This window comes from Hallella colorans, assembly GCF_003096815.1.
In the GTDB taxonomy this organism is placed as follows: Bacteria; Bacteroidota; Bacteroidia; order Bacteroidales; family Bacteroidaceae; genus Prevotella; species Prevotella colorans.
Genome location: NZ_QENY01000004.1, coordinates 56,956 through 83,209, shown reverse-complemented (window position 1 = coordinate 83,209; position 26,254 = coordinate 56,956). Strand labels below are relative to the sequence as shown.

At 51.8% G+C, this 26,254-nt stretch carries 21 protein-coding genes; 9 read left to right on the top strand and 12 right to left on the bottom strand.

Annotation, left to right across the window (positions count from 1 at the left end; translation table 11 throughout):
• Nucleotides 1-47: 47 nt before the first annotated feature.
• The 4 genes from aspA to C7379_RS03105 form a co-directional block, all read right to left on the bottom strand.
• On the bottom strand, nt 48-1,460 hold the full coding sequence (gene aspA / locus C7379_RS03130) for an aspartate ammonia-lyase (RefSeq protein WP_116615973.1): 1,413 nt from the start codon (nt 1,458-1,460) through the stop codon (nt 48-50).
• Nucleotides 1,426-1,695, bottom strand: coding sequence for a hypothetical protein (locus C7379_RS12660; RefSeq protein WP_165815009.1), 270 nt, complete (start codon nt 1,693-1,695; stop codon nt 1,426-1,428). Before C7379_RS12660 ends, aspA begins: the two co-directional genes overlap by 35 nt.
• Nucleotides 1,696-2,398: 703 nt before the next feature.
• Nucleotides 2,399-4,525: a TonB-dependent receptor gene (locus C7379_RS03120; RefSeq protein ID WP_243406695.1), complete on the bottom strand. Its 2,127-nt coding sequence runs from the start codon at nt 4,523-4,525 to the stop codon at nt 2,399-2,401.
• 1,684 nt (nt 4,526-6,209) lie between these two features.
• Nucleotides 6,210-7,223 (bottom strand): class II fructose-bisphosphate aldolase, encoded by a 1,014-nt coding sequence (locus C7379_RS03105; protein ID WP_116615969.1) that lies wholly within the window; start codon nt 7,221-7,223, stop codon nt 6,210-6,212.
• 436 nt (nt 7,224-7,659) lie between these two features.
• Between C7379_RS03105 and C7379_RS03095 the strand changes: the two genes are divergently transcribed.
• The gene (locus C7379_RS03095) at nt 7,660-7,872 is read left to right on the top strand and encodes a heavy-metal-associated domain-containing protein (RefSeq protein ID WP_116616041.1); all 213 of its coding nucleotides are present in this window, start codon (nt 7,660-7,662) and stop codon (nt 7,870-7,872) included.
• Nucleotides 7,873-7,950: 78 nt separating this feature from the next.
• Nucleotides 7,951-9,885 carry a heavy metal translocating P-type ATPase gene (locus tag C7379_RS03090; RefSeq protein ID WP_116616040.1) on the top strand — a complete coding sequence of 645 codons (1,935 nt, stop codon included), beginning with the start codon at nt 7,951-7,953 and terminating at the stop codon, nt 9,883-9,885.
• Nucleotides 9,886-10,088: 203 nt separating this feature from the next.
• On the opposite strand, the gene C7379_RS03085 is transcribed toward C7379_RS03090, so the two are convergent.
• From C7379_RS03085 to C7379_RS03075, 3 genes are all read right to left on the bottom strand, one after another.
• On the bottom strand, nt 10,089-10,394 hold the full coding sequence (locus C7379_RS03085) for a DUF4834 family protein (RefSeq protein WP_036891387.1): 306 nt from the start codon (nt 10,392-10,394) through the stop codon (nt 10,089-10,091).
• Between the two features lie 11 nt (nt 10,395-10,405).
• Nucleotides 10,406-11,140, bottom strand: coding sequence for a CDP-diacylglycerol--serine O-phosphatidyltransferase (gene pssA / locus C7379_RS03080; RefSeq protein WP_116615967.1), 735 nt, complete (start codon nt 11,138-11,140; stop codon nt 10,406-10,408).
• A 130-nt stretch (nt 11,141-11,270) separates the two neighbouring features.
• A complete protein-coding gene (locus C7379_RS03075) occupies nt 11,271-11,963 on the bottom strand; it encodes a phosphatidylserine decarboxylase family protein (RefSeq protein WP_116615966.1) in 693 nt (230 codons plus the stop codon).
• Between the two features lie 132 nt (nt 11,964-12,095).
• On the opposite strand from C7379_RS03075, the gene dnaE reads away from it, so the two are divergent.
• The 3 genes from dnaE to trxA all read left to right on the top strand — a co-directional run bounded on the left by dnaE (nt 12,096) and on the right by trxA (nt 16,830).
• The gene (gene dnaE / locus C7379_RS03070) at nt 12,096-15,815 is read left to right on the top strand and encodes a DNA polymerase III subunit alpha (RefSeq protein WP_116615965.1); all 3,720 of its coding nucleotides are present in this window, start codon (nt 12,096-12,098) and stop codon (nt 15,813-15,815) included.
• 202 nt (nt 15,816-16,017) lie between these two features.
• The gene (gene tsaE / locus C7379_RS03060; RefSeq protein WP_036891384.1) at nt 16,018-16,431 is read left to right on the top strand and encodes a tRNA (adenosine(37)-N6)-threonylcarbamoyltransferase complex ATPase subunit type 1 TsaE; all 414 of its coding nucleotides are present in this window, start codon (nt 16,018-16,020) and stop codon (nt 16,429-16,431) included.
• Nucleotides 16,432-16,515: 84 nt separating this feature from the next.
• Nucleotides 16,516-16,830 (top strand): thioredoxin, encoded by a 315-nt coding sequence (trxA, locus tag C7379_RS03055; protein ID WP_036891383.1) that lies wholly within the window; start codon nt 16,516-16,518, stop codon nt 16,828-16,830.
• Between the two features lie 577 nt (nt 16,831-17,407).
• Here trxA and C7379_RS03050 read toward each other — a convergent pair.
• The 3 genes from C7379_RS03050 to C7379_RS03040 are packed head-to-tail and all read right to left on the bottom strand — an operon-like array spanning nt 17,408 to nt 20,690.
• Nucleotides 17,408-19,756 carry a putative porin gene (locus C7379_RS03050; RefSeq protein WP_116615963.1) on the bottom strand — a complete coding sequence of 783 codons (2,349 nt, stop codon included), beginning with the start codon at nt 19,754-19,756 and terminating at the stop codon, nt 17,408-17,410.
• The gene (locus C7379_RS03045) at nt 19,757-19,981 is read right to left on the bottom strand and encodes a hypothetical protein (RefSeq protein ID WP_116615962.1); all 225 of its coding nucleotides are present in this window, start codon (nt 19,979-19,981) and stop codon (nt 19,757-19,759) included.
• Between the two features lie 37 nt (nt 19,982-20,018).
• Nucleotides 20,019-20,690: a DUF4468 domain-containing protein gene (locus C7379_RS03040; RefSeq protein WP_116615961.1), complete on the bottom strand. Its 672-nt coding sequence runs from the start codon at nt 20,688-20,690 to the stop codon at nt 20,019-20,021.
• A 208-nt stretch (nt 20,691-20,898) separates the two neighbouring features.
• Here C7379_RS03040 and C7379_RS03035 point away from each other — a divergent pair, with 208 nt between their 5' ends.
• From C7379_RS03035 to C7379_RS03025, 3 genes are all read left to right on the top strand, one after another.
• Nucleotides 20,899-21,405 carry a gamma carbonic anhydrase family protein gene (locus C7379_RS03035; RefSeq protein WP_116616039.1) on the top strand — a complete coding sequence of 169 codons (507 nt, stop codon included), beginning with the start codon at nt 20,899-20,901 and terminating at the stop codon, nt 21,403-21,405.
• A gap of 191 nt (nt 21,406-21,596) precedes the next feature.
• Nucleotides 21,597-21,830: a YecH family metal-binding protein gene (locus C7379_RS03030; RefSeq protein ID WP_116615960.1), complete on the top strand. Its 234-nt coding sequence runs from the start codon at nt 21,597-21,599 to the stop codon at nt 21,828-21,830.
• Nucleotides 21,831-21,870: 40 nt separating this feature from the next.
• The gene (locus tag C7379_RS03025) at nt 21,871-22,170 is read left to right on the top strand and encodes a thioredoxin fold domain-containing protein (protein ID WP_116615959.1); all 300 of its coding nucleotides are present in this window, start codon (nt 21,871-21,873) and stop codon (nt 22,168-22,170) included.
• A 101-nt stretch (nt 22,171-22,271) separates the two neighbouring features.
• Here the strand turns inward: C7379_RS03025 and C7379_RS03020 are convergent, their stop codons facing one another.
• Nucleotides 22,272-23,840 (bottom strand): sulfatase, encoded by a 1,569-nt coding sequence (locus C7379_RS03020; protein ID WP_116615958.1) that lies wholly within the window; start codon nt 23,838-23,840, stop codon nt 22,272-22,274.
• Between the two features lie 176 nt (nt 23,841-24,016).
• On the opposite strand from C7379_RS03020, the gene C7379_RS03015 reads away from it, so the two are divergent.
• A complete protein-coding gene (locus C7379_RS03015; RefSeq protein ID WP_116615957.1) occupies nt 24,017-24,928 on the top strand; it encodes a DMT family transporter in 912 nt (303 codons plus the stop codon).
• An 18-nt stretch (nt 24,929-24,946) separates the two neighbouring features.
• On the opposite strand, the gene C7379_RS03010 is transcribed toward C7379_RS03015, so the two are convergent.
• On the bottom strand, nt 24,947-26,254 hold the full coding sequence (locus C7379_RS03010) for a phosphatase PAP2 family protein (RefSeq protein ID WP_243406694.1): 1,308 nt from the start codon (nt 26,252-26,254) through the stop codon (nt 24,947-24,949).

The following is a 26,254-nucleotide window of genomic DNA, read 5'->3' as shown; positions in this document are numbered from 1 at the left end:
TAGTGCCGTCTCATTCGGCGTGTGGGTCATGCCCTTTCGTGTAGGCGTCAAATCTTGTTATGTGCCGTGAGCATAGCTTTGGGGTCGAGAATTTCGTCCACCTGCTCCTCGGTGAGCAGTTTTTTCTCCAAGACTATCTCGTGCAGACTCTTGCCTGTCTCCAAGGCTTCTTTGGCCACCTTGGTGCTGTTCTTGTAACCAATGTATGGATTTAGGGCGGTCACGATGCCGATAGAGTGTTTCACGGTGTCCATATTGTGTTTGGCGTTCACCGTGATGCCCTGCACGCATTTTTCCCTCAGGGTGTTCATGGCGTTTGTGAGCCACGACACGCTCTCGAACAAACATTCCACGATAACCGGCTCCATAACGTTGAGTTGCAGTTGTCCGGCCTCGGCAGCCAGTGTCACGGTGGTGTCGTTGCCTATAACCTTGAAACACACTTGGTTTGTCACCTCGGGGATTACGGGGTTCACCTTGCCGGGCATGATAGACGATCCGGGTGCCATGGGGGGCAAGTTAATCTCGTTCAGACCGCATCGTGGGCCTGATGCCATGAGGCGAAGGTCGTTGCAAATCTTGGATAGCTTGGCGGCCAGACGTTTCAGTGCGCCAGAATAGCCCACATAATCGCTTGTGTCTGGTGTGGCGGCAATCATGTCGTCGGCCTTCTTAAATTCGTCGCCAGTGTATTGGCAAAGAAGCTTTGTCACCAAGTCGGCGTAGCCCGGAACGGCGTTCAGTCCTGTGCCGATGGCAGTGGCGCCCATGTTGATGGTGAGCAACAGCTTGGCGTTGTACTCGATATGGGCTATCTCATCTTGCAACGTGTTGGCGAATGCCGTAAACTCTTGGCCGGATGTCATGGGCACGGCGTCTTGCAGTTGGGTGCGCCCCATCTTCACGTCTTCCTTGAACTCCTCGCCTTTAGCACGGAAAGCGTCCGCGAGTTGTTTCAAGCTCTTCAGCAAGTCTTTGTTCATGCGATACACGGCGTAGCGCAATGCTGTGGGGTATGCGTCGTTGGTCGATTGTCCGCAGTTCACATGGTCGTTGGGATAGCAGTGTGGATAGTCGCCCTTCTCGTAGCCCATGAGTTCCAATGCCCTGTTGGCTATCACCTCATTGGCGTTCATGTTCACCGATGTACCGGCTCCTCCTTGCATCATATCCACTGGGAAATTTTCCCAAAGTTTGCCGCCTATCACTTCGTCGGCGGCCTTGCAAATACCTTCCGCTATATTTTTATCCAATGCGCCAAGCTCCGCGTTGGCAGCGGCGGCGGCTTTCTTGACGTAGGCTATCGAGATGACGAACTCTGGATAGTCGCACATCTTGGAGTTAGATATTTTATAATTGTTGATGGCGCGTTGTGTCTGCACGCCGTAATAGGCCTCGGCGGGTACTTGCAATTCGCCCAAGAGGTCAGACTCTACACGGAATTTTGCGTTTTTTTCCATAATAGCTTGATTTAAGTTTGAGATGTTGTGATGTTAAAAAGAGGTGAGAGCGAGGCTTGTTGGCGCTCAACGCCGTATCCTCGTCAGGGCATGGGGCTTGGAAAGCTTTTGTTCTGTGCGCGAGGCCCAATTCGCCGCCATTGGCACCGCGATTGGCCAACGGGCTCTTGCCGTCGAACTTCTTGCGGTGTTTTTTCGGCTCTGCCATCTCGTCAGCGCTGGCGGTCTCGTGCATGCCTTTGGGCGCACCATGCCGACGCCACCCACTCGTGCGCCGATCAATATGAATGCGAGCGCGATGAGCAATTGTGTGCTAATCAGAGTGGTAGCCATGTTTTTTTCTTGTTGTCTTGTTTTAAGTGTCGAAAGGTACTGATTATTCCTATATGCTTATAATTTTGTCATGTTAATAAGTGTGAATATTAATTTTAATTAAGATTTGTTTTTGAGGCCATGTTTTGTTTGAAAGATTTTGTCAAGATTTCTTTTGGATAGAGATACGGCGTGCAGGATAGTTTTTTGGAACTAAAAAGCCGCGGCATGTGTCTTTTTGTCTCGGCAAATGTAACAAAATGCCAACAAGTTGTTTTTCCTGATTTTTTTCGTGATTGCTTCTTTGGAACATTTTGTTAACATTGGCTGTTGTAATATAATAAATATGTTAAAGGTTTTCGCGTGGCTGCTTACGATTTATAATCAGCATGTGAAAGGCATGCTTTTTATGGTCTGATAGCAAAAAAGCCGCCGCGTGCTAAATGGTGGAATATGCGAATCGCGTTTAGTCACGCTTTTATTTCCTGGCGGATTCCATAAGCAAGAGTCATGCCGCTCCATATTGTATTATTCTTCATCAGTGCCTTTCTATGTCAAATTGTCTAATGAAACCAAAAGCTATTGCCAAAATCCTGTATGTGCGAATATAATTTATTTCGGTATTTTTAATATGCTTTCAGAAGTGCATTGTTTATAGACTTGTCTATATTTATTTCACCTTTCTCTGTTTTCTTGCCATAACCAATATTGTATGTTAATTTTAGATTTATACATCTTCCATTACTTTCGCTGTAACTCCAGTTTTCTTGTTTGTAGCAGCCATAATTCATTGATGTATGTGATACATTATAACGTTTGAAAGGATTTCGTATCATCCCTTCAACAGAAAGAGCCTTGTGCTTCCAACTTACAGAGAGTTCGTACACGGGCTTTCTATGTGTAAAACAAGGTTCACTCACAAACAGAGTAGTGTATGGTGTCTTATAAGTAGCTTTAAGTAGTAGATTGCCAATAAGGTAAGTGGCAGACAAATGAGCTCTCAGGGTGTTCTTTGAAATATCATAGTGCTTGCCTTTAAGAGTGTTGTATTCCTCTATAGCCGTAAGGTTCAGGCGCAACTTATCGTTAAAAACATTATATGAGTAGGATGCCGTAAGCATATTTCCATAAAGGGTGCCCTCATTAACTTTCATGTCGGATACAGTCTGCTCATCTGCGCTATACACATGACAAATATTATCGAAGTATATGAAGTTGTTATAAGATACAGATATTTTCGTTTTCCCGAATTGTCCGTTATAAGATAAGGTGTTATCAAGCACACGCATCGTGCCAAGGTCAGGATTTCCTTTTACCACTTCAAAGAAAGATTTCCTTATTGCCATTGTGTTTTTGTTTGAGGGATCAAAGAGAGTGTGAGTGTAGAGCCCATTCAACGATAGTGCGTGATGACCATTTATTATATAATTTCCTCCATAAAAGGCAATAGGATGGCAATAGTCATAACGCTTCGTATTCAGACATACTGCAGTATTGGAAATTCCGGCAGATAGGTAGAAGTAATATTTTTCTGAATTTTTGCCAACTTGAAACATTCCCGTAGTGGCATCTGTTATAAGCGTTTGGTTGCCATCCAAGTTACCATTGTAGGTGTCCTTGTAATAGTTATGGTTGTGAGAGGCGACTGCTGTCAGAGTATAGTTGTTTCTTAATGTTTTGAAATATTGAACTCTTCCCGTTATGGCATGGTTGTTTTCATGACTTTTTGTAGTAACAACAGGATGTTCAGTCTCGTCATATAAACTCGAATATCTATTATGTCCATAAGAGAAAGAACCTGTAATATCAATCGTCTGCTCTTTTGGAAGCCACAGTGTATAGTTTGCATAAACAGAGGGAGAGATATTTCTGCTCTGGGTAGTAACACTCTTCAGCGTAGAGCCCATGAACACACCGCTATATGCAACATCGCTAATTGAAACAGATTGCGGTATCGCTTGGCGGACAAAAGAAGCATATATATTGAGTCGATGGTTGCTGCCGATAGATGTAAGCTTGAGCTTTCCTCCTTGATGGTTGTTCTTGCGGGATGACGATATTGGGGTATTGCTTCTTTCAAGCATATTACCATCAGAGAAAACATATTTGTCCACACCCTCGCTATAGCTATGGTCATGGTTCCAGTCAAACGAGGTTGTAAGCGAAAGGGTCAAGCCTTTGTGAGTGTAGTCTATATAGCCAAGATAATTACCTTGTTTGTAAGCAAATCCTTCCTCTGCTGAGAAATATACATTTCCCCCATATTTGTATTGTATTGTAATAAAATTTAGAACACCTGCCTTCCCAGCATATTTCCCTCCCGGTGTACGAATATACTCAATGGATTGCACGTTCTTTGCCCTGAGCATAGCCACTTCTTCATTCGACACTTCCATTCCATTAACGCATATCACGACACTTCCGCCATTTTTTGTGGTAATGTTATATGTGTGGGCGTCTATTTCTAATTCGGGAGAGTTCATCACGTCCAGCAGTTCAAATCCATTGGTAGCGTGCTTCCTTTCCAATGCTGTCGGACGCAAAATGGTTTTTCTTGGAGTCTCTATCTGATTGGCACCATCAACGATTACTTTTGGCAAGCTTTTCGACCGCAACGTATCCTGACTCTGAGCTGAGGAACCAAAACTATAAATAAAGATAATTATTGCTGAAAATAAGTATTTCATATATACCATTGCTATTCCATCTCTGAGGTTAATATTTAATTGTATTTGGCATACTAAAGATGCCATGTACTTTTAATTAAAGTACCAAACTTATGCCTTAAAGACACAGATAAACTCTAATGATAGAAGGCTTAGGGACTTTCGTGGATCTACAGGCTTAATTGGTTCTTCCGGTTTGGGTTTGGGACGTAAAATGGGGCATTGGCAGTTGCGCGCGGCTGTACCGTCACAATCACTGTCGCTATCTGTTGAGCCACATGGGGTCGCTACAGAAATGGCATGCCCATTCCCGCCCATGACAAACAGATAGATTATAACCTAATCTTTTCTCCGCTTGAGATTTTGTTATAGTCAATTCCTTAAATATCAAAGGCGCGTCGTTTACGCACTCTTTATTTAGGCATTGAGAATCTTTTAACGAGATTGAAATTAATTTGACCACTAATAAATATGACGCACAAAACCATCTCTCATACATTGCGGAAGGTGTACAAGAAAGAGCGTTGTTGCATAGGAGCAACTTGGTCATAAAAGTGTTATTTTCGTCATTAAACATACCCGACATTATATACGATTAATAATTACTTATATGTGGCGAATATAAATAAATTTTCTTGGTTTTGTAAATATTTACTTCTAAAAATTTCACACGGGACGATTTTTAACATTTCGATATGCCAAAATATTGCAGATTTCATCTTTTTTCTGATTTTTCTCACTTCATGTGCCGAGACATTCCTTGGAATTCTTGGATTGTTGGGAATAAATTACTTTCTTTATCCTTTCAATTAAAGTGTTCTTTGAGGCATTGCAAAATAAAGAAGGGGAAAGAAACTCGCTCGTTTCCAAATCGTAACCCCTTTCTTCTTTATTTGTTGTCATTTCATTGATTGCCTGAAAGATACAAAATATTAAAATCTTTTGTGGGGTTAGATCTGTTTTTGTTTTTTATGATGCGACGGAAAAAAAGAGTGTTGAAATAGTGTGACAAAAGCGTGCTGAAAACAAGCGTATTTGTGAGCGAGCGACTCTTTGTTTGCAAATATGCGCTTTTTGGCTGATGTATATAAATCGTTATCAATAAGGAAGATATGCGATTTGTGAATTTCTCGTGGCTCAATGGGTGGGTTGGGCAGCTGCCATTAGGCCTTATTGGAGACGCGATTAAGGTTTAATGACGAGACGTGTACGGCCTAAACGGTGGGCGTTTAGTTACGAAATGTGGTTTGAATAAGTATCATTCATCTCTTGCGCTTATAGAAAATGCGTTCCTGTGCGCGTGTTTTTGCCTGAAAACGCAAAATAGATTTTCTAAAACGATGAGTTTTGACATCTCTTTTTTTGTGATTTATTTTTTACAGATTTGTTTTTGTCTCTATGCTGATTGAGCTATGTGGCGCATGGCATGTATTTGCGATGGTACATGGTCGCTGTTGGTAACAGGCCGCTGGATTTGGGTGGGGTTGCGTGGTGTAGTCGTGACGCGCGGTGTCGCGACGCGTGTCTTATTTGTACATAATCAAAAAGGCGGGCTCGCTGTTGATGTCGAACCCGCCTTTATAATAAAATATTTATAAGAAGTTTCAAAAAAATAGCTTCGATGAATTTTGCCTTTATTTTCAAGGCAAAAATATAAGGGAAGTGATTTTCAGACTCTGTCTTGTTTAATCTTATGAAAAGATTTTCTTGTCATGGCACGCTTGACGGCGAGTCTTCGCGTGCCGATGACGCCGCGTGGGCGGCCAGCCCGTTAGTCTAATTGGGCCAATTTGTTGTCGCTGCCGAGCACGTCGGTAATCTTGCTCTTGTAGAGGTCGATCATGTAGCTGCGTGCCACCTTGCCGTATTGGCGAGGATCGAAGTACTCTGGGTGCTCCGCCAATGTTTTGCGAACGCCGGCGGTGTAGGCCAAACGAGAGTCAGAGTCGATGTTGATCTTGCACACGGCGCTCTTGGAAGCCCTGCGGAGCTGGTCCTCGGGGATGCCGACGGCGTTGGGCAGGTTGCCACCAAACTTGTTGATGATGTCAACATACTCTTGTGGTACGGAAGATGAGCCGTGGAGCACGATGGGGAATCCGGGGAGCTTCTTCTCGATCTCGGCCAGCACGTCGAACGCCAATGGTGGGGGAACCAGACGGCCTGTCTTCGGGTCGCGGGTGCACTGCTCTGGCGTGAACTTGTAGGCGCCGTGGCTGGTGCCAATGGAAATGGCGAGCGAGTCGCAACCAGTGCGCTGCGAGAAGTCTATCACCTCTTCAGGCTTGGTGTAGTGAGACTCTTCGGCCACCACGTCGTCCTCAACGCCTGCCAACACGCCCAGCTCTGCCTCAACGGTCACATCATATTTGTGCGCGTAGTCCACCACTTTCTTGGCCAAAGCGATGTTCTCCTCGTAAGGAAGCGAGGATCCGTCTATCATTACCGATGAGAAACCCATGTCCACGCAGTCTTTGCACAGCTCGAAGGTGTCTCCGTGGTCCAAGTGGAGCACTATCTCTGGATGGGCGCAGCCCAATTCCTTGGCATATTCCACGGCACCCTCAGCCATGTAGCGCAGCAAGGTAGCGTTGGCATAGTTGCGTGCCCCCTTGGACACTTGGAGGATTACCGGCGATTTCAGCTCTGAGGAGGCTGTGATGATAGCCTGAAGCTGCTCGAGGTTGTTAAAGTTGAATGCCGGGATGGCGTAACCGCCACTTACGGCACGCTTAAACATGTCTCTCGTGTTGACGAGACCTAAATCTTTATAACTAACTGCCATTTTATAATAATTTAAAAATGAATGTTTGTGAATAACTATCTATTTGCAAAAATAACATTTTATTTTCTTACTTCAAAGCCGTTTGGCGTTTTTTAATGTTACACGAGGGTTAAAAAAGTTAATAATTGATTAGCATCAAAGCACGCTAAATGGTTTTGCCACATGCGTTTGACAAAATGGCGCGCTGTGGCCTGTTTTATCATGGTGACACGACGCGCGATGCCTCATGCAGATGGCTGGAAGGTTTCTGCCGTGCCGCCAATATTTGTGTGGAGTGGGTCGATAGGGTGAGAATAACTGTTAAACCCTGTCAAATTATGCCAAGGGTGACGCAAAAAAATAGTATCTTTGTCAAGCGAGACGAAGTTTTGGTTTCGTTTTTAAATTTTTAATCGTGACCGCGCCGTGTCGCGGCAAGAAAGAAAGGAAACGCAAAATGACAACGAGAACATTTGCCGTGAGTGGTATGAAATGCGCCCACTGCGCGCGAGCCGTGGAGAATGTCGTCAAGGCCGTTGTGGGCGTGGAGGACGCCCATGTGGATTTGGCGGCTGGAAGTGTGGCTGTGACGTATGACGAGACGACCGTGTCGCCGTCGGCCCTGAAAAGTGCGGTCGATGCTTTGGGCGGCTACGCCATGACCATTTGAAACCGATTTTTGTATAAAGATTTTTTTTTATGAATGGCATCACGCATGTAACGGTGGTGTCAAGAACTTGATATGACTATGAAACAGATTATACCCGTCATTGGCATGGCCTGCTCGGCCTGCTCGGCCAACGTGGAGCGCAAGCTGAACTCGCTCAAAGGCGTGAGCCATGCCACCGTGAGCCTGCCCGGGCGAAGTGCCGCGGTGGAATATGACCCTGCCCAAATATCGCTTGAGACCATGAAAGCCGAGATAGCCTCCATAGGCTATGACCTTGTGATAGAGCAAGACCGATCGGTTGAGGAGATAGAGCGGCGCGCTTTCGCGCTGCTCAGGCGCAAGGCCGTGGTGGCTTGGGTGGCTTCTGTCTTGGTGATGAGTGTGTCGATGGGATGGCTCTACGTGGGCACCCGAGACACGGCCAATCAGGTGAGTTTGCTGCTCTGCTTGGTGGTTATGGGCTATTGCGGCAGGACGTTTTACGTGTCGGCGGCGCGCTCTTTGGCTCATGGCGCGGTGGGCATGGACACGTTGGTGGCGCTGTCAACGGGCGTGAGCTTCGCCTTCAGCGTGTTCAATACGTTTTGGGGCGACCGCGTTTGGGGTGCCATGGGCATGGATTGGCATACCTATTACGATGCGTGCGTGATGATAATCACCTTTGTGCTGACGGGGCGCGTCATCGAGGAGCGAGCCAAGGATAGCATGGCAAGCAGCGTGAGGCATCTGATGGGCATGGCGCCTCGGACGGCCCGCCTTTGCCACAGTTCGGAGCCCATGGCCGAAGACACATGCGAAGTGCCCGTGTCCACCCTTGGCGAGGGCGATATTGTGGAGGTACGCGCGGGTGAGAAGGTGCCTGTGGACGGCGAGGTGACATGGGCCACCTCTTTTATGACACCAGATGCGGCCTACGTGGACGAGAGTATGGTGACGGGAGAGCCCACGCCGGCGGAGAAGAAGGCTGGCGCGTCGGTGCTGGCGGGTACCATTCCGGCGCAGGGCAGGCTGCGCTTGCGCGCCGTGAAAGTGGGCGAGGGCACCGCGCTGGCGGGCATCGTGCGCGTGGTGAGAGCGGCGCAAGCCTCTAAGGCCCCTGTGCAACGCGTGGTGGACAAGGCTGCGATGGTGTTCGTGCCAACGGTGACGGCGATGGCCCTTTTGACCTTGGTGGCATGGTGGGCGATTGGTGGTGCGGTGGCCATTCCGCAAGCCATCATGAGCGCCGTGGCCGTGCTTGTGGTGGCGTGCCCCTGTGCTATGGGGCTGGCCACGCCCACCGCGCTGATGGTGGGCATGGGCAAGGCTGCCGAGCGACATATCCTCATCAAGGACGCGGCTGCCTTGGAGGCTATGCGTAAGATAGACGCCGTGGTGATAGACAAGACGGGCACGCTGACCATCGCCAACCCGAACGTGGACTTCACACGTGTCGACACGCTGGCATTGGATGACAGGGAGACGCTCAAACCTCATGCGCGCGAGGCCGTCGAGACGTTGGGCGCGCAGGGGATAGACGTTTACATGATGAGCGGCGATAAGGAGGAAGCCGTGCGACATTGGGCCAGCAAGGCCGGGATAGCGCACTGGCAGGGCAGGTGCATGCCCGATGATAAAGAGCGTTTGGTGCGACGCTTGCGCCATGAGGGCCATCGTGTTGCGATGGTGGGCGACGGCGTTAACGACACGCGAGCCTTGGCCCTGGCCGACGTGGGCATCGCTATGGGTAAGGGCACGGACGTGGCGATAGACGTGGCGCAAGTGACGATCATGACGGATGACCTTCGTGCCATTCCCTCCGCGGTGAGATTGAGCGCCAAGACCGTCGGGATGATATGGCAAAACCTTTTTTGGGCTTTTGTCTACAACGTGGTGAGCATACCGCTCGCGGCTGGCGCGCTCTATCTCTTCGGTGTTCATTTTCAGCTCACGCCTATGTGGGCAGCTGGATTGATGGCCTTGTCGAGCGTGAGCGTGGCGCTCAACAGCATGCGGCTCAAGTATGTGGCATAGGCGGTATGGAGCCGCCTTGGCAGACGAAAAAACGGGGAACGCCACCTGTGCGCGCCCTATGGCTATGAAGAATGGGAATGGATAGCGCACGAGTGGCTCGTTGGCGGTCAGGGCAGAACTGTTAGCCTACTTGGAATGGGAGCCGTGACGGCGCAACGAACGAGAAAGAGGGGGTGGGCAAGCATGTTGGCGTGGTAAGTCGATTACTTCGTTTCCTCGTAATCGACATATTCGCCTTCGTCCTTGCCGAAAATCTTTTGCTGGGCTTTTTCAGGGTCCCGATGGTCTATGATGACATCGCCGGATGGGGTCTTGGCTGTGCGACGATGATGGCGGCCGCCATCATTGCGAGCGCGATCAGACGGAGATGCCCCGGTGGCTTGCCCACGGAGCGCGTCGAGTACCTTTTTCAACCCAGACCGATAGTATAGGCCACGCAGTACCATTACGGCCATCAAGACAAGGATGACGAGAAATAAGAGTATGAATAAGAGTAGTTGCAGGATCATTGTGGCGTACTTTACAATGTGTCGCGCCGTGCGCCGCGCGCCTTGTCTCGCATGCTCATGCCTATTGACAGCGCGACATACCACGCTACGATGATGGCGAATGCCGACATTTTGAAAATGAGAATGAGGGGCACGCAAGACACTACGAAGATGTACTTGACCTCATTGCCTTTCCATCCCCAGTGCTTGAATTTGAGCGCGAACATGGGTATCTCGGCCACGAGTAGCCAGCAACTCACGAAAATCATCAAGACAACCGCCACAGACATGATGGCGGACGACTCAAGGTAGGTGTGCGCTCCCACGACGAGCGAGCTCCAGAACAGGGCGTTGGCAGGCGTTGGCAGGCCAATAAAACCAAGGCTTTGTCGCTCGTCAAGGTTGAACTTGGCCAACCGCAGGGCCGAGAAGGCAGCCATGACAAAGGCCACGAACGGCAAGTAGTCTTGCATGGCGGGTGTGACAAAGCCGGGATAGTCCATCGCCGAGAGCTGCGAGAACACGATGGTCGATGGTGCGAGACCAAACGTGACAATGTCGGCGAGAGAGTCAAGCTCCTTGCCTATGGGCGACGACACGCCCAAGAGGCGCGCCGACATGCCATCAAAAAAATCAAAAACGGCTCCCATCACTATCCACGCGAAAGCGAGCTTGGGCTCTAAGTACAAGGCACAGGTGATGGCTATGCAACCAGAGAGGAGGTTGCAACAGGTAATGGTGTTGGGGATATGCTTCTTGATGCTCATGGGATGTGTGTTGGCTGTGTTAGGAAACGAGTAGCGCGGCGCCGACCGTGCCCATCTCTCAATGCTCCCGCCTGTGTCTTGGCGGGATTGTCGCGAGGGTTGCCAATGTGGTCGATAACCCCCAGCGAGGTTATTTCAAGCGCGCTATGATGGTTTGGTCGCCCACGGTTTTTTGCCCCATTTTGACAAGTATCTCCGTGCCCAACGGTAAGAATACGTCCACACGCGAGCCGAGCTTGATGAAGCCCAAGTGCTCGTCGATGTAACAATCCTCGCCCTCCTTGGCGTAAGTGACGATGCGACGGGCCATGGCGCCGGCTATTTGGCGGCAGAGCACCTCCGTTCCGTCCTCCGTTTCGATCATGGTGTCGGCCCGTTCGTTCTCCTCGCTCGCCTTGGGCAGCCACGCTTTGTGGTAGTTGCCGTCTTGATGCCGCACGAACTTGACCCTCCCGTCTACCGGAAACCAGTTGGCATGCACGTTGAACAAACTCATGAAGATACTCACCATGATACGCTTGTCGTGAAAATACTCACGCTCTTCCACCTCTTCGATGACCACAATCTTGCCGTCGGCAGGCGCCACCACGATTTTGTTGGTGTTGTCAACTTTGAGGTATCTGATGGGGCATTGGTAAAAATTGAGGATGATAGCGTAAGCTATGCCAAAGATTGTGACAAACGACCAAAACGGCCATTTGGAGTCAAACCCAAACCAAAAGCACGTGGCGACAATGATTATAAAAATCAAACCAAGGAATATGGTGTTGGTTCCCTCACGGTGTATGCGTATTTTTTTTATTTTTTTTATTCTCTTGCCCATATTAAGAAAAGGGTGTGGTAGAATTGTTGCAAAGGTAATTGTTTTTTATTTAAACGACAACCTTTTTTGTATTATTCTTTTGGTCATATCGCTATTAAGCCGTAACTTTACACCTATAAATTTTATTCGGACATGGAAGATTTTGTGCATTTGCACGTACATACGCATTACTCTGTGCTCGACGGCCAGTCTAAGGTGAGGTATCTTGTGGACAAGGCTATCAAGGACGGCATGAAAGGCATGGCCATCACGGATCATGGGGTGATGTATGGCATCAAGGAGCTTTTTGATTATTGTTCCGTCGTGAACAAAAAACGGGTTAAGGAGGGGCTTGAGCCTTTCAAGCCCATTCTCGGATGCGAGATGTATGTGGCCCACCACAACAAGGAAGACAAGGTCAAGGAGAATGGCGACGCGTCCGGATACCACCTTATTGTATTGGCCAAGAATTACCAAGGATACAAGAATTTGATCAAGATAGTGAGCAGGTCTTGGGTGGACGGCTACTATTACAAGCCGCGCACAGACCGCGCCGACCTCGAGAAATACCATGAGGGGCTTATCGTTTGCTCGGCGTGCATTGCCGGTGAGGTGCCCGCCAAAGTGCTCGACGGTGACTTGGAGGGTGCCCGGGAGGCTTGCCAGTGGTATCACAGGGTGTTTGGCGACGACTACTATCTGGAGTTGCAGCGGCACGAGGTGAAAGACCCCGCCATCCGCGCCAACCGCGAGGTGTTCCCTTTGCAGCAGAAAGCTAACAAGGCGCTCATGGAGTTTGCCAAGGAATACGGCATCAAGGTGGTGTGCACCAACGACTGCCACTTTGAGGACCAAGACACCGCCGAGGCCCATGACCACCTGCTATGCCTGTCGACAAGCAAAGACTTGGACGACCCTTTCCGCCTGATGTACACCAAGCAAGAGTGGTTCAAGACAAGAAAGGAGATGAACGACGTCTTCGCCGACGTTCCCGAGGCCCTGAGCAACACGCTTGAGGTGCTCGGCAAGGTTGAGATGTACAGTATAGACAACGGCCCGATCATGCCCTATTTCCCCATTCCAGAGTCGTTTGGCACGGAGCGGTCGTGGCGCGAGAAATACACAGAGGCTGACTTGTACAGGGAGTTCACGACAGACGAGAACGGCCAAAATCCCCTGCCCGAGGACGAGGCGCGCAAGGTCATCGACCGTTTGGGTGGCTACGACAAGATTTACCGTATCAAGCTCGAGGCCGACTATTTGGCCAAGCTGGCCTATGATGGGGCGAGGAAAAACTATGGCGACCCACTGCCGGACAACGTCAAGGAGCATATCAATTTTGAGCTCCACGTGATGAAGACGATGGGTTTCCCGGGCTATTTCCTCATCGTGCAAGACTTCATCGCCGCCGCCCGTAACGAGCTTGGCGTGTGGGTGGGCCCCGGGCGCGGCTCCGCGGCAGGCTCCGTGGTGGCCTACTGCTTGGGCATCACGAGGATAGACCCGTTGAAATACGACCTGCTGTTTGAGCGCTTCCTAAACCCGGACCGCGTGAATTTGCCCGATATTGACACCGACTTTGACGACGATGGGCGCGGCAAGGTGCTCAGGTGGGTGATGGACAAGTATGGCGAGGAAAACTGCGCCCATATCATCACCTATGGCAGTATGGCCACCAAGAACTCTATTGCCGATGTGGCCCGCGTGGAACGGCTGCCCCTTGAGCGTGCCAACATGCTGAAAAAAGCCATACCAGACCGTCTTCCTGACAACAAGAAGATGAACTTGACAAATGCCATCGAGTATACACCCGAATTGCGAGAAGCCGAGGTGTCGACCGACCCGCGCGAGCGTAACACCATCAAATACGCCAAGCAGCTGGAGGGAACGGTGCGCGGAACGGGCATCCACGCGTGCGGATTTATCATCTGCCGGGACCCCATCAGCGAATGGGTGCCGGTGTCAACGGCCGACGACCCTGACTTCCCCGAGTTGAAATGCGCCGTCACCCAATACGATGGCCACGTCATAGAGTCGACCGGGCTCATCAAGATGGACTTCCTTGGGCTGAAGACTCTGTCAGAGTTGAAAGAGGCTTGCAAGGTCGTGGAGCGCACAAGGGGCGTGAAAGTCGACATAGACAACATTCCCATCGACGACGAGATGACCTACCAACTCTACCAGAAGGGGCGCACCATCGGCACGTTCCAGTTCGAGTCGCCGGGCATGCAGAAGTACCTTAGGGAGCTTCATCCCACCGTGTTTGAGGACCTCATCGCCATGAACGCGCTCTACAGGCCTGGGCCAATGGATTACATCCCCGATTTCATCAAGCGCAAAAACGACCCCACGCTCGTCACTTACGACATACCGTGCATGGAGAAATATCTCAAGGACACATACGGCATCACCGTGTATCAGGAGCAAGTGATGTTGCTGTCGCGACAGTTGGCCAATTTCACGCGAGGTGAGAGTGACGCCCTGCGCAAGGCCATGGGCAAGAAGAAAAAGGACATTGTGGACCGCATGAAGCCCAAATTCATCAAGCAGGGGTCGGCTAACGGCCACGACCCAAAGGTGCTCGAGAAGATATGGGGCGACTGGGAGAAGTTTGCCTCCTACGCATTCAACAAGTCGCACGCCACGTGCTACTCGTGGGTGGCGTACCAGACGGCCTACCTTAAGGCCCATTACCCTGCCGAGTACATGGCCGCGCTGATGACGCGTCGGTTCTCTGACATAGGCGAGATAACCAAGCTCATGGAGGAGTGCAAGGTCATGGGCATTCCCACGCTCGGCCCGGATGTCAATGAGAGCTTCGTGGAGTTTGGCGTGAACGGCAAGGGCGAGATCAGGTTTGGGCTGTCTGCCATCAAGGGCATGGGCTCCGCGGCTGCCGAGGCCATCGTGAGGGAGCGACAAGACAATGGTGCGTACAAGGATGTTTACGACTTCGTGGAGCGTGTCAACCTGCGCGACGTTAATCGCAAGGCTCTCGAGAGCATGGCCCTCAGCGGCGGATTAGATTGTTTCGGACTGGCGCGCGAGCAGTATCTTGGTGTCAACGCGCGGGGCGAGGCGTTCCTTGACAGCCTCGTCAGGTTCGGCCAACAGTATCAGCAAGAAAAGGCTGCGGCGGCAAACACGCTGTTCGGCGATTTTGCCTCCGACATCACCATCGTCACCCCGCCGGCTCCCAAGGCCGTGCCATGGAGCGCCATCGAGAAGCTTGGCAAGGAGAAACAGTTGGTAGGTATTTACCTGTCGGCGCACCCGCTGGACGATTACACCCTCGTTCTTGAGAGCCTTTGCAACACCACCTGCGCCGAGGCTGGCAATCGGGAGAAATTCCCTGAGTTGGCCATGCGTAGCGAGATCACGTTTGGTGGCATTGTCACCAAGGTGACGCAGCGTTTCAACAAGCGCGGGGAGCCATTCGGCATCGTCACCATGGAGGATTTCGAGGGGCCGGGCGAGATAGCCCTCTTCGGCGAGGACTGGGGCAGATGGGGGGCGTGGCTCACCGAGGGCAGTGCCGTTTTCGTCACCGCCAAATGCGTCAAGCGTTTTGCCACAAGCCAGTATTTCTCCATGGTGATACAAAAGATAGAGTATTTGCAGACGGTCAAGGACAATCGCTTGGAGCGTTTCACCATCCATCTCAAGAGCGCCCGCATAGACGATGACGTGGTGAACGACGTGCTGTCGATGGTGACGGACGCACCCGGCAAGACCGAGCTGTATTTCAACGTCAACGACGAGGAGACCAATACCAACGTGCTTTTGCGCGCCAAGGCCGGGCGCATAGAGGTGAGAAACAGTTTGGTGCGATACGTGAGCGAGCGCGAGGGCATGAGTTACACGGTTAATTAATTCAAAGTTTATATTTTTTCAATTCACAATTCGGTGCGCGCGACGGTTGTAATAGGCGTACGTTCAGGATGGCCCTCCCAAACATTCGCTCGCCATTGCCCCTGCGGTTTTTCGGTGCTTGCGCCCATCCGTTGGCCTTTCGGGGCTTATAATAGATATTTGGCAAATCGTAATCGTAAATTCGTAACAAAATTTTCATAATATGCAGATTAAAATTAAGTCATTGGAACAGATCCGCGAGGCGGCTCATGAGTTTGTCCAACACATCGGAGACAGCACGGTCTTTGCCTTTTACGGCAAGATGGGGGCTGGCAAGACCACGTTTATCAAGGCCGTTTGCGAGGAGCTTGGCGTGGACGAAGTGATCACCTCGCCCACCTTCGCCATTGTCAACGAGTATCGGTCGGCCACGACAGACGAGCTCATTTATCACTTCGACTTTTATCGTATCAAGAAGCTCGAGGAGGTTTACGACATGGGGTACGAGGATTATTTCTACAGTGGCGCACTCTGTTTCTTGGAGTGGCCCGAACTTATCGAGGAGATCCTGCCCGGCAATGCTGTCAAAGTGACTATCACCGAGCTTGAGGATGGCAGCAGGGTGGTGGAATGTTAATATTTTCGGCCTAATATTTGTAAGGCTGGATGTATTTGCATATCTTTGCAGAAGATACAATCATTAATAACGAAAGGAAAAACTATGGAAGTGGAAATCACATCAGAGAATTTTGAGAATTATAAGAATGGCGACCTGCCATTGGTAATGGATTTGTGGGCCACATGGTGTGGTCCATGCCGTATGGTAAGCCCCATCATGTCAGAGCTGGCCAAAGACTACGACGGCAAGGTGGTCATTGGCAAGTGCAATGTGGAGGACAATGATGACATAGCCATGCAGTTTGGCGTGCGAAACATTCCCACGGTGCTCTTTTTCAAGGGTGGCCAGCTGGTCGATAAGTTTGTAGGTGCGGCCGCCAAGGAGAAATATGCGGAGAAAATAGACGCCCTGCTGTAAGTGGGGAGTCCGATCATTACATGCTTGGGGTGTCACGCTTTTGGTTTGTGCGTGGCACCCCAATTGTTTTGAGGCGGGTGCGTGCCATTCATCACCCTTGCGCTCGCGCTTGTTCTTGTAGGCAGGTTTGTGTCGTTGGGAAAGGGGCGTAATGTCTAAAAGCGTCGGTGTTGGCTGCGCGGAGTGTAAAAAATGTTCATGTGTTTTCGCCATCTGTCGTAGTCTCTTTTTAGAGCGCGAAAACAAGATTATTATACGTTTGTCTCCTTGTTTTGGCCCGACGCTGTTTCCGGGATTGGCCGATTAGGGCTTATTGGCACGGCGGTTTGTGCTTAATCACGTGGAGAATAGTGACCAAACGCTCCGCCTTTAGGGCCTTTTCACGGTGCGAAGAATGCCTAAAGGCGGAGCGTTTGATTAATAAATTGGCTTGGAAATATCGTTTTTCAACATAAAGACGTGACACATAGGCGGTTACGAAAGTGGCTCATTTTGGGCGTATTTACAAACAGACAAACGCTCGCTCACAAATACGCCCAAAATGAGCCACATGTTGTCACGAAATTTCAACGTGTTTTTAGTTGTAGAAGTTCCAGCTTACGCCAAGGCGCAACACCCTTTCATTGAGAGGGTAGTGTGGCGTGAGAAAATATTTTTTGTTGCCCATGCCAGCGTTCAGGTGGCTCATCATCACGAAGAACCGGGTGTGCTTGAGGTGAAAGTTGGCGTAAACATTCACGATGGGATAGTTTCCGGTGGTCACCTTCTCGGCGTTGGCCTGCGCGGCATACTGCCCTATGCCCGGCACATACTCGGGCGCGTTGTATGTGGTGAAGTAGCGCGCGTCGGCCCCGAGATCGCAACTCAGCACGCGCGCCACCCTGAACCGCAGGTACAGGTTGGTGTATGCGTTGAGTAGTGGCAGTGGCAAGGCGGTGTCGTCGCTCGATTTTTGGAGAGTCAGCGAGGTCTCCCAGTTGAGTGGGCCGAGCGTAAACTCTTGTGTCAGTTCAGCTGTCAGCAGGCTGATAGATTTCTCGCTCTGCTTCACGCTCACGTTGTTGAAGAGGCGGGCGTTGTTTTTCGTGGTGTAGCCTGTGGCGAAATAAGTGTAGTTCCTGATCAGGTCGTAGGCCACCCTTAAGCGTGTTCTTGTCTTTTGATAGCCCAACAGTCCTTGCGCCCGTATGTGGTCGTAGTAGGCGAGGTCCTCGTTGTCCCACCAGAAGTGCTTGCTTTGGTAGTGCCTGTAATAGAAAGAGGGCCGCTCGTGATGGTAAAAGCCAGACGCGGCCAGCGTCACGGTGTCTTTGAACAAAGGGAAGTTGAGGTCCACTCCGCCATCTACCTTCACGCTTCCAATGTCGGCTCCTATCACGCCAAACTCTCCCACAGCGTTGTAGTGCAATGTCTTGCCTTGCGCCTTGACGATCTGACCACCCACGTACACGGAGTGCTCGTTCCATGAGCGCATGGCGTCGGCGTCGGGCAGCGTGAAATGTCTAAGCTCGTGGGCGGCAAAAATTTTCAGTCCGGCCTTGGCCCATTTGTTGAAACCCTCGAGCATGGAGATGGCCAAGGTGTTGCGTAGGCTCCAGTGTTTGGTCTGATCGTATATGGAGTCGCCGCCGTAAGTTTCGTTCACGGCGAAGTTGTCAAGGTAAAAATCCTTGGGTGTCTGGTAGGCTTGGTATATGCGTTGGTAGTTGTGAAAATCTACGGTGTGTATGAAACTCGTCACGGGCACATATTCGTTTTTCATCCACGAGGTGTCTTCGGCTTGCTTGTTCTCGGCGGCTATGAGGCTGTCGGCAACGGCCTTGCTACCCACGGCCACGCGCCCTGCGCTGGCTATCGAGTCGGAGGGCTGCCCATTGGCCGGTCTCTTACCGTCTTCCGCTACGCTCGCGTTGGCAGGCCGACCACTGAAAGTGGGGCTTTTGCCTATCTGGTCCTCGTCTATGTCGCGCCCCTCTCGTTTGGCGTCTTTGATGGCTTTTTCCTTGGCGGCCTTTTCCTCCGCTTCTTTTTTGGAAGCCATAGCAAATTTCTTGGCCTCTATCTCGGCTTGAGTCATGGGCACCTTTCGGTTGTAGCCCAAGTTATAGCGGTGCGAGAGAAAGACGTGCTGGTTGTCGTTACGGTTCCAGTTTCGTCTTAGGGCCGTCGGTATCTCTGACGATTGGTAGTTCTCGTTGAATATCTCTGGGTGCGTGATGTAATCGTCATTGGTGATGCCGCCGTTCTCGGTCACTTTCTGATGGTTGGTGCTGGCAAGTAGGTGCGCCTCGTATCGATCGCCGGTGTACGAGCCGTATAGTGAGAAATTGAAATGTGAGGTGGCTTGTTCGTTATAGTATCCGCGTCCGTATAGGTAGTCGGCCTTGAAGCCCACGCCCAATTTCTTGCCTGCGTTCACGGCAAACGAGGCGGTGAGATGGTCCTCGCCGTTGGTGTGGTTGCCGCAATTGTTGTAGCTCAGGTTGGTGAAGGGGGAGAGCGTGTTGGTGAAACGGAAGTTTTCCACCGGCGTGACGATATAGTCGTAAGGCTGTGTGAAGATGAACTGCCCGCGCTCTTTCCGGTCTGTGAACACGCGGGCTATCCTTGGTGCTCCAAGGTTTCCGGTGGTGTTATATTCGCCCCTGAGCCCCGTGGAGAATATGGAGTTCATGTACATGTAGGGCACGGTATCGGGCACGACGGTGTGGCGGTCGCCAAATCGTGGGTCCACGGTCCAAGTGTACAGGCCTTTAGGTATCTCCTTGTCGGCGTTCGTGGAGTCGGTGGCATTGCCGTTGTTGCCTTGTTGTCTCAACGTTCCGTCTTCGCCTATCTCGTTGTATCTGCCTTGTTGTCGCGGCGTCTGCGCCATGATGGGCATGAGTGAGAGCGAGAATATAAAAATAGAAAAGAGCGTTTTCATTTAGTGCATTAATCGCATGGCTGTTTCCACAATCTTGAAAACCATCGCTACCAATACGACGATGGTTCCAATGGTATGATCGCCAAAGAAGTATATCAACACGCCGATCACGGCACCAACCATAAATATGGCATTGAGCCAGTTGCGCAGTTTGAGGGTGGGGTCTTCTGGCGTTGGTCTTTTGTGGTGTCGCTGTGCCAGCATGTTTGGATTTTCGTTGTCCATGAGTGATGGTGTGAGATGTGAGATGAATGTTATGGGGTTAATATTTCACGTTGAGTGCCTTGCACACGAGACCGAATATGTAATCTTTGCGGTCTATGGTCTTGCGTCTGAATTTGCCCGAGCTCTTAGCGAACTTGTTGCCTTTTCGTGTCAAGGCCTGTCGGTCTGTGATCCATTGCTCGGCCGTGATGGCCATACCGCTGTTGGTATCTGTGCGCTCTTGTTCGTATTGGTAGTTCAATCGCTCCATCGTCAAGGTTAGATGCCCATCGTCGGCGCGCGCTATGAGCGTGTAGTTGAAGATGGTGCGGTCGAGCGCGAGAAAAGTGTTTTGAAACACCATCCACTCTTTCAGTCGGGCAGCCACGATGTGCTGGCTTTTGTTTACCACGGCTATTTTGCTTTGCGGAAACTGGTTTTCCTCCTTGGTTATAGCCAGAATGGCGTTGTAAACCTTGGTGTAGATATCATCGGCCGTCATGCCTGGCACGTCTTTCTCGAGCTTAAACACTACCTTGCCATCCACTTCGGGAACGGTTCCTGCGAGGTATTTGGGGTTTTCGCCCGTCTTCGCCTTTTTCTCGGAGGTGTTGTCTCTCTTGCCTCTCTGGTTTTGTTGCGGCGTCTCCTCTTTTGGCAGCTCCCATGTGTTTTGAGCCATGCCCATGAGCGGAAGGCATGCCAGAAGTGCCATAAAAATCTTCTTCATAGTGGAGCGATTACATATGTATAGGTAGCAAAATTACTAAAATATGTTGTATCATGGGCTATACGCATGTATTTTAACTTTTGTTACTAAGCACGGGGCGATGTTTTTTTCGTGTTGCGCCACAATATGTCGTCACTTGCCGGTGTTATCATAATGAGGGATGGGCGGCCTTTCCCCATGGCTTGCCCCACCCACGATAACAAAGACCATGACAATGATATTGGAAGTGAAAGGCAAACGCCCCTCTTTGGGGCGAGCATGCTATATTGCCGACAACGCCACGTTGGCGGGCGATATAGTGATGGGCGATGATTGCTCGGTGTGGTTCTCGGCCGTGCTGCGCGCCGACGTGGACGCCATACGCATAGGCAACAGGGTGAACATACAAGATGGCGCGTGTATCCACGAGTCGGGCGGCGCACCCACGATACTTGAGGACGACGTGTCTGTGGGCCATTTGGCCAACGTGCACGGCTGCGTGGTGCGCCGTGGCGCGCTTGTGGGCATGGGCGCCACGGTGCTCGACCATGCCGAGGTGGGCGAGGGCGCCATCGTTGCGGCCAACGCGCTGGTGACGCAGGGCACCAAGATAGGTCCCGGCGAGATTTGGGCCGGCTGCCCGGCGAGGTTCGTCAAGAAAGCCAAGCCCGGGCAAGCCGTGGAATACGCGCGCCACTACGTGGAGGCCAAGGCATGGTATCTCGCCAACGAATGAGCCTCGCACGTGGCCATGCACGCCAGGGAGGCCGCCGGGCGACGGCCGCCAGGCAAACCTGTCACGATGGGGCGCGACATATAATATAAGTTAAATGACAATGCGCCGCATGCCGTTTTGCGAAGTTTCGGCTTTTGTGGCATTATCTTTGTACGCTAAAGGTTAGTATAAACCCTAAAAATGATTAAGACATGACACACGGACACGAAGTCCTCCACATGATGGAGGGCCACAGTTACGCCACGCGCGAGGAGCTTATAGCGGCCATAAAGGAGAAGTTTGGACCAGACGAGCAATTTTGTACATGCTCCGCTGCTGGCATGAGCGCAGCCCAATTAGTAGAATTTCTTGAGGCGCGCGGCAAGTTTAAACCTGCCGATGGCGCTACGTTCACGGTGGATTCGTCGAAGATTTGCAAGCATTGACACACAATTTTTTAACCCTAAAACACGTGGAGGAATAACGATGATTAAAATTTATGGTATGAATACGTGTCCCGACTGTGTGGCGATCGAAGCCCAAGTTAAGGACAACCCTCGCTACGAGGTGCACGAGATCGGCTCGCATGTGCGCGAGCTCAAGGCATTTTTGCACATGCGCGACACCGAGCCTGCGTTTGACGCGGTGAAGCGCAAGGGCACGGTGGGCATACCCTGCTTTGTCTTGGAGGACGGCACCGTGACGCTGTCGGCCAAGGCTGCCGGACTCATGCCGGCGCCTCGCGACGAGACTCCGTCGTGCAACATTGATGGGTCTGGCTGCTAACCGCGCGCCCATGCGCCCATTTTTATCATTCAAACCCTAACTTGCCGCCCACGATGCTATGTCAACGTAGGAACGAAGTTAGGGTTTTTGTGTCGTTTTTCTCATCTTGTTTCATCCGGCCAAGGGCATGGCAGGCCGGTGCTTTTGAAGAATGGGCGTTGAGCCTGCGTGTTGCGCAGGTATTTTCCCAACATGGAGGAGAGTTGGCGCACTATCCGTGGATGTGTCGCCGCCATGTCGTTACGCTCGCCAATGTCTTGCTTGATGTCGTAAAGTTCCTTGCGGCCAGTCTTGTAGTTGTACACCATTTTCCACTCATTGTAGCGTATGGCGCAATTCAAGCTGATGCCCGGGCCCTCGTTTCCCCAAACGTTGGGATAGTTCCACACCAAGATCCTGTCTTTCGACGGATTGCCCGTGTTTGTCAAAAGGGGCACAAAACTGCGCCCATCCACCACTTGTGGCACTTTGTACGCGTGTATGTGCGCCATTTCCAATATGGTGGGAAAGAAGTCCTCGATAATCAGGTAGTTGTCGCACCTGCTCCCGGGTTTCACCTTTCCTGGCCATTTCACAATCATAGGTTCCCTGATACCGCCCTCGTACATAGAACCTTTGCCACTGGCCAACGGCGCGTTTTGGGTGAAGAGCGGCTCGTCTCGCCAAGCCTTTCCGGTGGCGTAACCGCCGTTATCGCTCATGAAGAGAATGATGGTGTTGTCGGCCTCGCCGTTTTTCTCCAGCCAGTCCATGATGTCTCCCAAACTTTTGTCCATGCCCTCAATGAGCGACGCGTATGCCGCCTCCTTGTCTGACATGCCCTTGCGCGCGTATTTGGCGAAGTAACGGTTGTCTCGTTCTATGGGGATGTGCACCGCGTAGTGCGCCATGTTCAGGTAGAATGGCTGTCCGTAGCGTTTCGCCTTGTCCAAAGCCTTCAAGGCCTCTTGGGTGAGAGCCTCTGTCAGGAAAGTGCCCGTGCCCCAGTATTGATTCAGGCCGGGAATGGCAAAGGGCGACGTGGGGGTGCCGTCGGCTTTGTGCCCGTAGTTTCGCTCGCTCAGATAGGTGGCTTGCCTGCCACCCGCGTGCCCGGCGATGTTCACGTCGAAGCCCCATGCGTTGGGGTTCTCGCCCGGCGTGTCGATGGCTCCCCAGTGGGCCTTGCCACAGTGTATGGTGTGGTATCCGTTTGCTCGCAACAGTTGTACGTAAGACGTTGCCACGAAAGATTGTGGTATGCCCTGCACGGGGCTGATGCCGTTCACGTTCCAATTGGGCGTGGCCACCTCCGCGTCTTCGCTGTCGGTGGATTTTCCTCGCTCCAAGGTCCAGTTGGTAACATGGTGCCGCGCGGCGTTGGCGCCAGTCATCAGGCTGCACCTCGATGGCGAGCTGATGGGCGTGGCGTATGCCTGGGAGAACACCATGCCTTGCCGGGCGAGACGCTCCATGTTGGGAGTCTCGTACAGACGGTTGAGCCTTGTGGGTTGCGTCCAAAAGGGTACGGAGGTGTCTTGCCACCCCATGTCGTCCACCATGAACAGTATGATGTTTGGCTTTTTGTCTTGATGGTTGCTGTTCTCGTTCGTGTTGCTTGCGCGTTCGGCTCCAGCTGATATGGGGAGCGCGGAGAGCAGGCATAATGAATAAAGGCTGCTGTGTTTCATCGTTTGATTGTTTTAGAGAAATATTTGTTGCAAAGATAAGCATTTGCAACTATACTATAATCCAAAATGTGCCATTATTTCCGCTTTGCGTGGGTTGTCGAGGCTTTTTCTATGTTATTGGATGCCCTAACAAGGATAAAATGGTTATCTTTGTAACTCATTTTGAAAATTGTAACATGGATAACAAAAGTATATTCCAACGCCCCGTGTGGGTGTCCCTGTTCGCGCTTACGGCGGCCGTGGCATGGGGCTGGGCGTACCCCCTTATCAAGTTGGGTTTTGCCGAGTTTGGCATCTCTGCCTACATGACGGGCAGCAAGATGGTGTTTGCCGGCGTCAGGTTTTGCTTGGCGGGGCTGCTTGTCTTGTCATTGGCGCGCGCCAAGGGGCTGAGTTTTCATGTCAGGCGAGGCACCGACTGGTGGTTCATATTGCTGTTCTCGTTGGTCAATACTACGCTGCACTACGCTTTTTTCTATTTCGGGTTGTCGCACAGCGAAGGCTCGCGAGCGGCCATTCTCAACTCGCTCAGTGTCTTCGCCGTGGTGGTCATGGCCTGCTTGTTTTTTAAGAGCGACAAGATGACCATGCGCAAGATAGTGGGCTGCGCGGTTGGCATGGCCGGCATTGTGTCGCTCAACCTTGGCGGAGCCGACAGCGGCCGGTTCACGTGGGCCGGCGATGGCATGATTATCCTCAACGCACTCTGTGGCGCTTCGGCCTCGTTGCTCATCCGTGGGCTGGGTCACCGGGTCGACGTGTTTGTTGGAACGGGCCTCTCGCTCACCATCGGTGGGGCGCTCCTTGTCGTGCCAGGCGCGCTTATGGGTGGCCGTTTGGCGTGCATCACGTGGATGGGGTGCCTCTATTTGTTCTTGCTCATAACCATCAGCGTGGTGGGCTTCACCTTGTACAACAAGTTGCTCACGTGCAACCCCGTGGGCAAGGTGGCCATTTTCAACTCGCTCATACCCGTGGTGGGTGCCGTCACCTCGTGCCTGTGCCTTGGCGAGGCATTTCATCCCAAATATGCCTTGGCCGGTTTCCTCGCGGCGTCGGGCATCTATATCATCAATCGCGGCAAGTGACGCGTGCCGCCGTCATGTTCAGAAATTCACCGCGAACGCCGTTCCCCACACCATCATGTGAATGTACTTGGTGCTCATCCTGCTGTGCGGTGGCAGCAACAAGTAGTCTGCGAAGAGTCTGATGCCATAGTGCGTGCTTTCGCGTAGCGTGAGCCACGCCCCCGTGTCATAGCACGCGCCGTCCTTGGTTGGTAACACATGACCGCCGATGGTCAGCTCAGGGTATCTCACATAGCCACCTAACAGTTTGCCGCCCAAGCGCACGCGGCTTGACAATGGGTACGAGAAATATCCGCCACCCATGAGTGTCAATGCGTGGAAAGTGTTGTCTTCCAAGTTGTTGTTTTCGTTGATGATGAAAGAATTTGACACGGCCAGCCTTCCGCCAGCGCCGATATAAGGTGAGAAGTAATAGGCCCCCTCTACGCCTGCCGAGCAGCCTGCCGTGGTGGTGAAAGCGTGCCGCTCGTCTATGTCATACTTGCTCAATGGCACGTTTAGCCCGAGGCAAACGCTGAAAAACGATGGGCGGTCAAATCGTCGTGGCGCCCTCGCGAGGCGTGTGCCGTTGTCTTGGCTCCTCCCCAACAGCAGGTCGGCCAAGGCGTACCCTGCCTCGGTAGACAGTATGCCTATGCCCGCTCCCGTCATCACGTCGCTCAGCCAGTGCCTGTTGTTGGCCATGCGCATCAGCGCGGTGGCGGTGGCCACGCTGTAAGCCCCCACGCCCACCCACGGGCTGATGTGGCCGTACTCCTTGTCAAACATGGTGGCCACCATGAACGCCGTGGCCGTGTGTCCGGACGGAAACGAGTTGTTGGTCGAGCCGTCGGGGCGCGGTGAGCGCACGGTGTACTTCAGTCCGTTCACTACGCCGCCCATCATCGCCCACGACATGGCGTGCGCGGTGAGCATGCGCCCCCACGAGTTGCTACTTTTCACGCCCATCGCTTTCATGCCGTACATGGCCACCGCCGGCACGTATTGCAACAGGTTGTCAGCGCCATGCTTGAAATGGGGTGCGTAGTCGTTGCGCAACTTCCTGAAGTGAGTGTCTTGCCTACGCATCAGCAATCCCTCCACCACCAATGGCGTGCTCAGTATGGCCGCGTTGGCCCATGACGGTAGTTGGCGCACGATGGTGTCGGCACGCTCGAGGGGCTTTGCCACAGCCGTGTCTGCGCTTGGATAGATGGGCCGCGCCACGCTGTCGGCGGCCACGTGGATGGTATCTTGCGCGCGTGCCACACCCACGTGGCACCAACCTGACAGCAGGGCAGCGCATAGTGCAATATTAACCAATTTGTGTTTTATCCTGAAAACCAT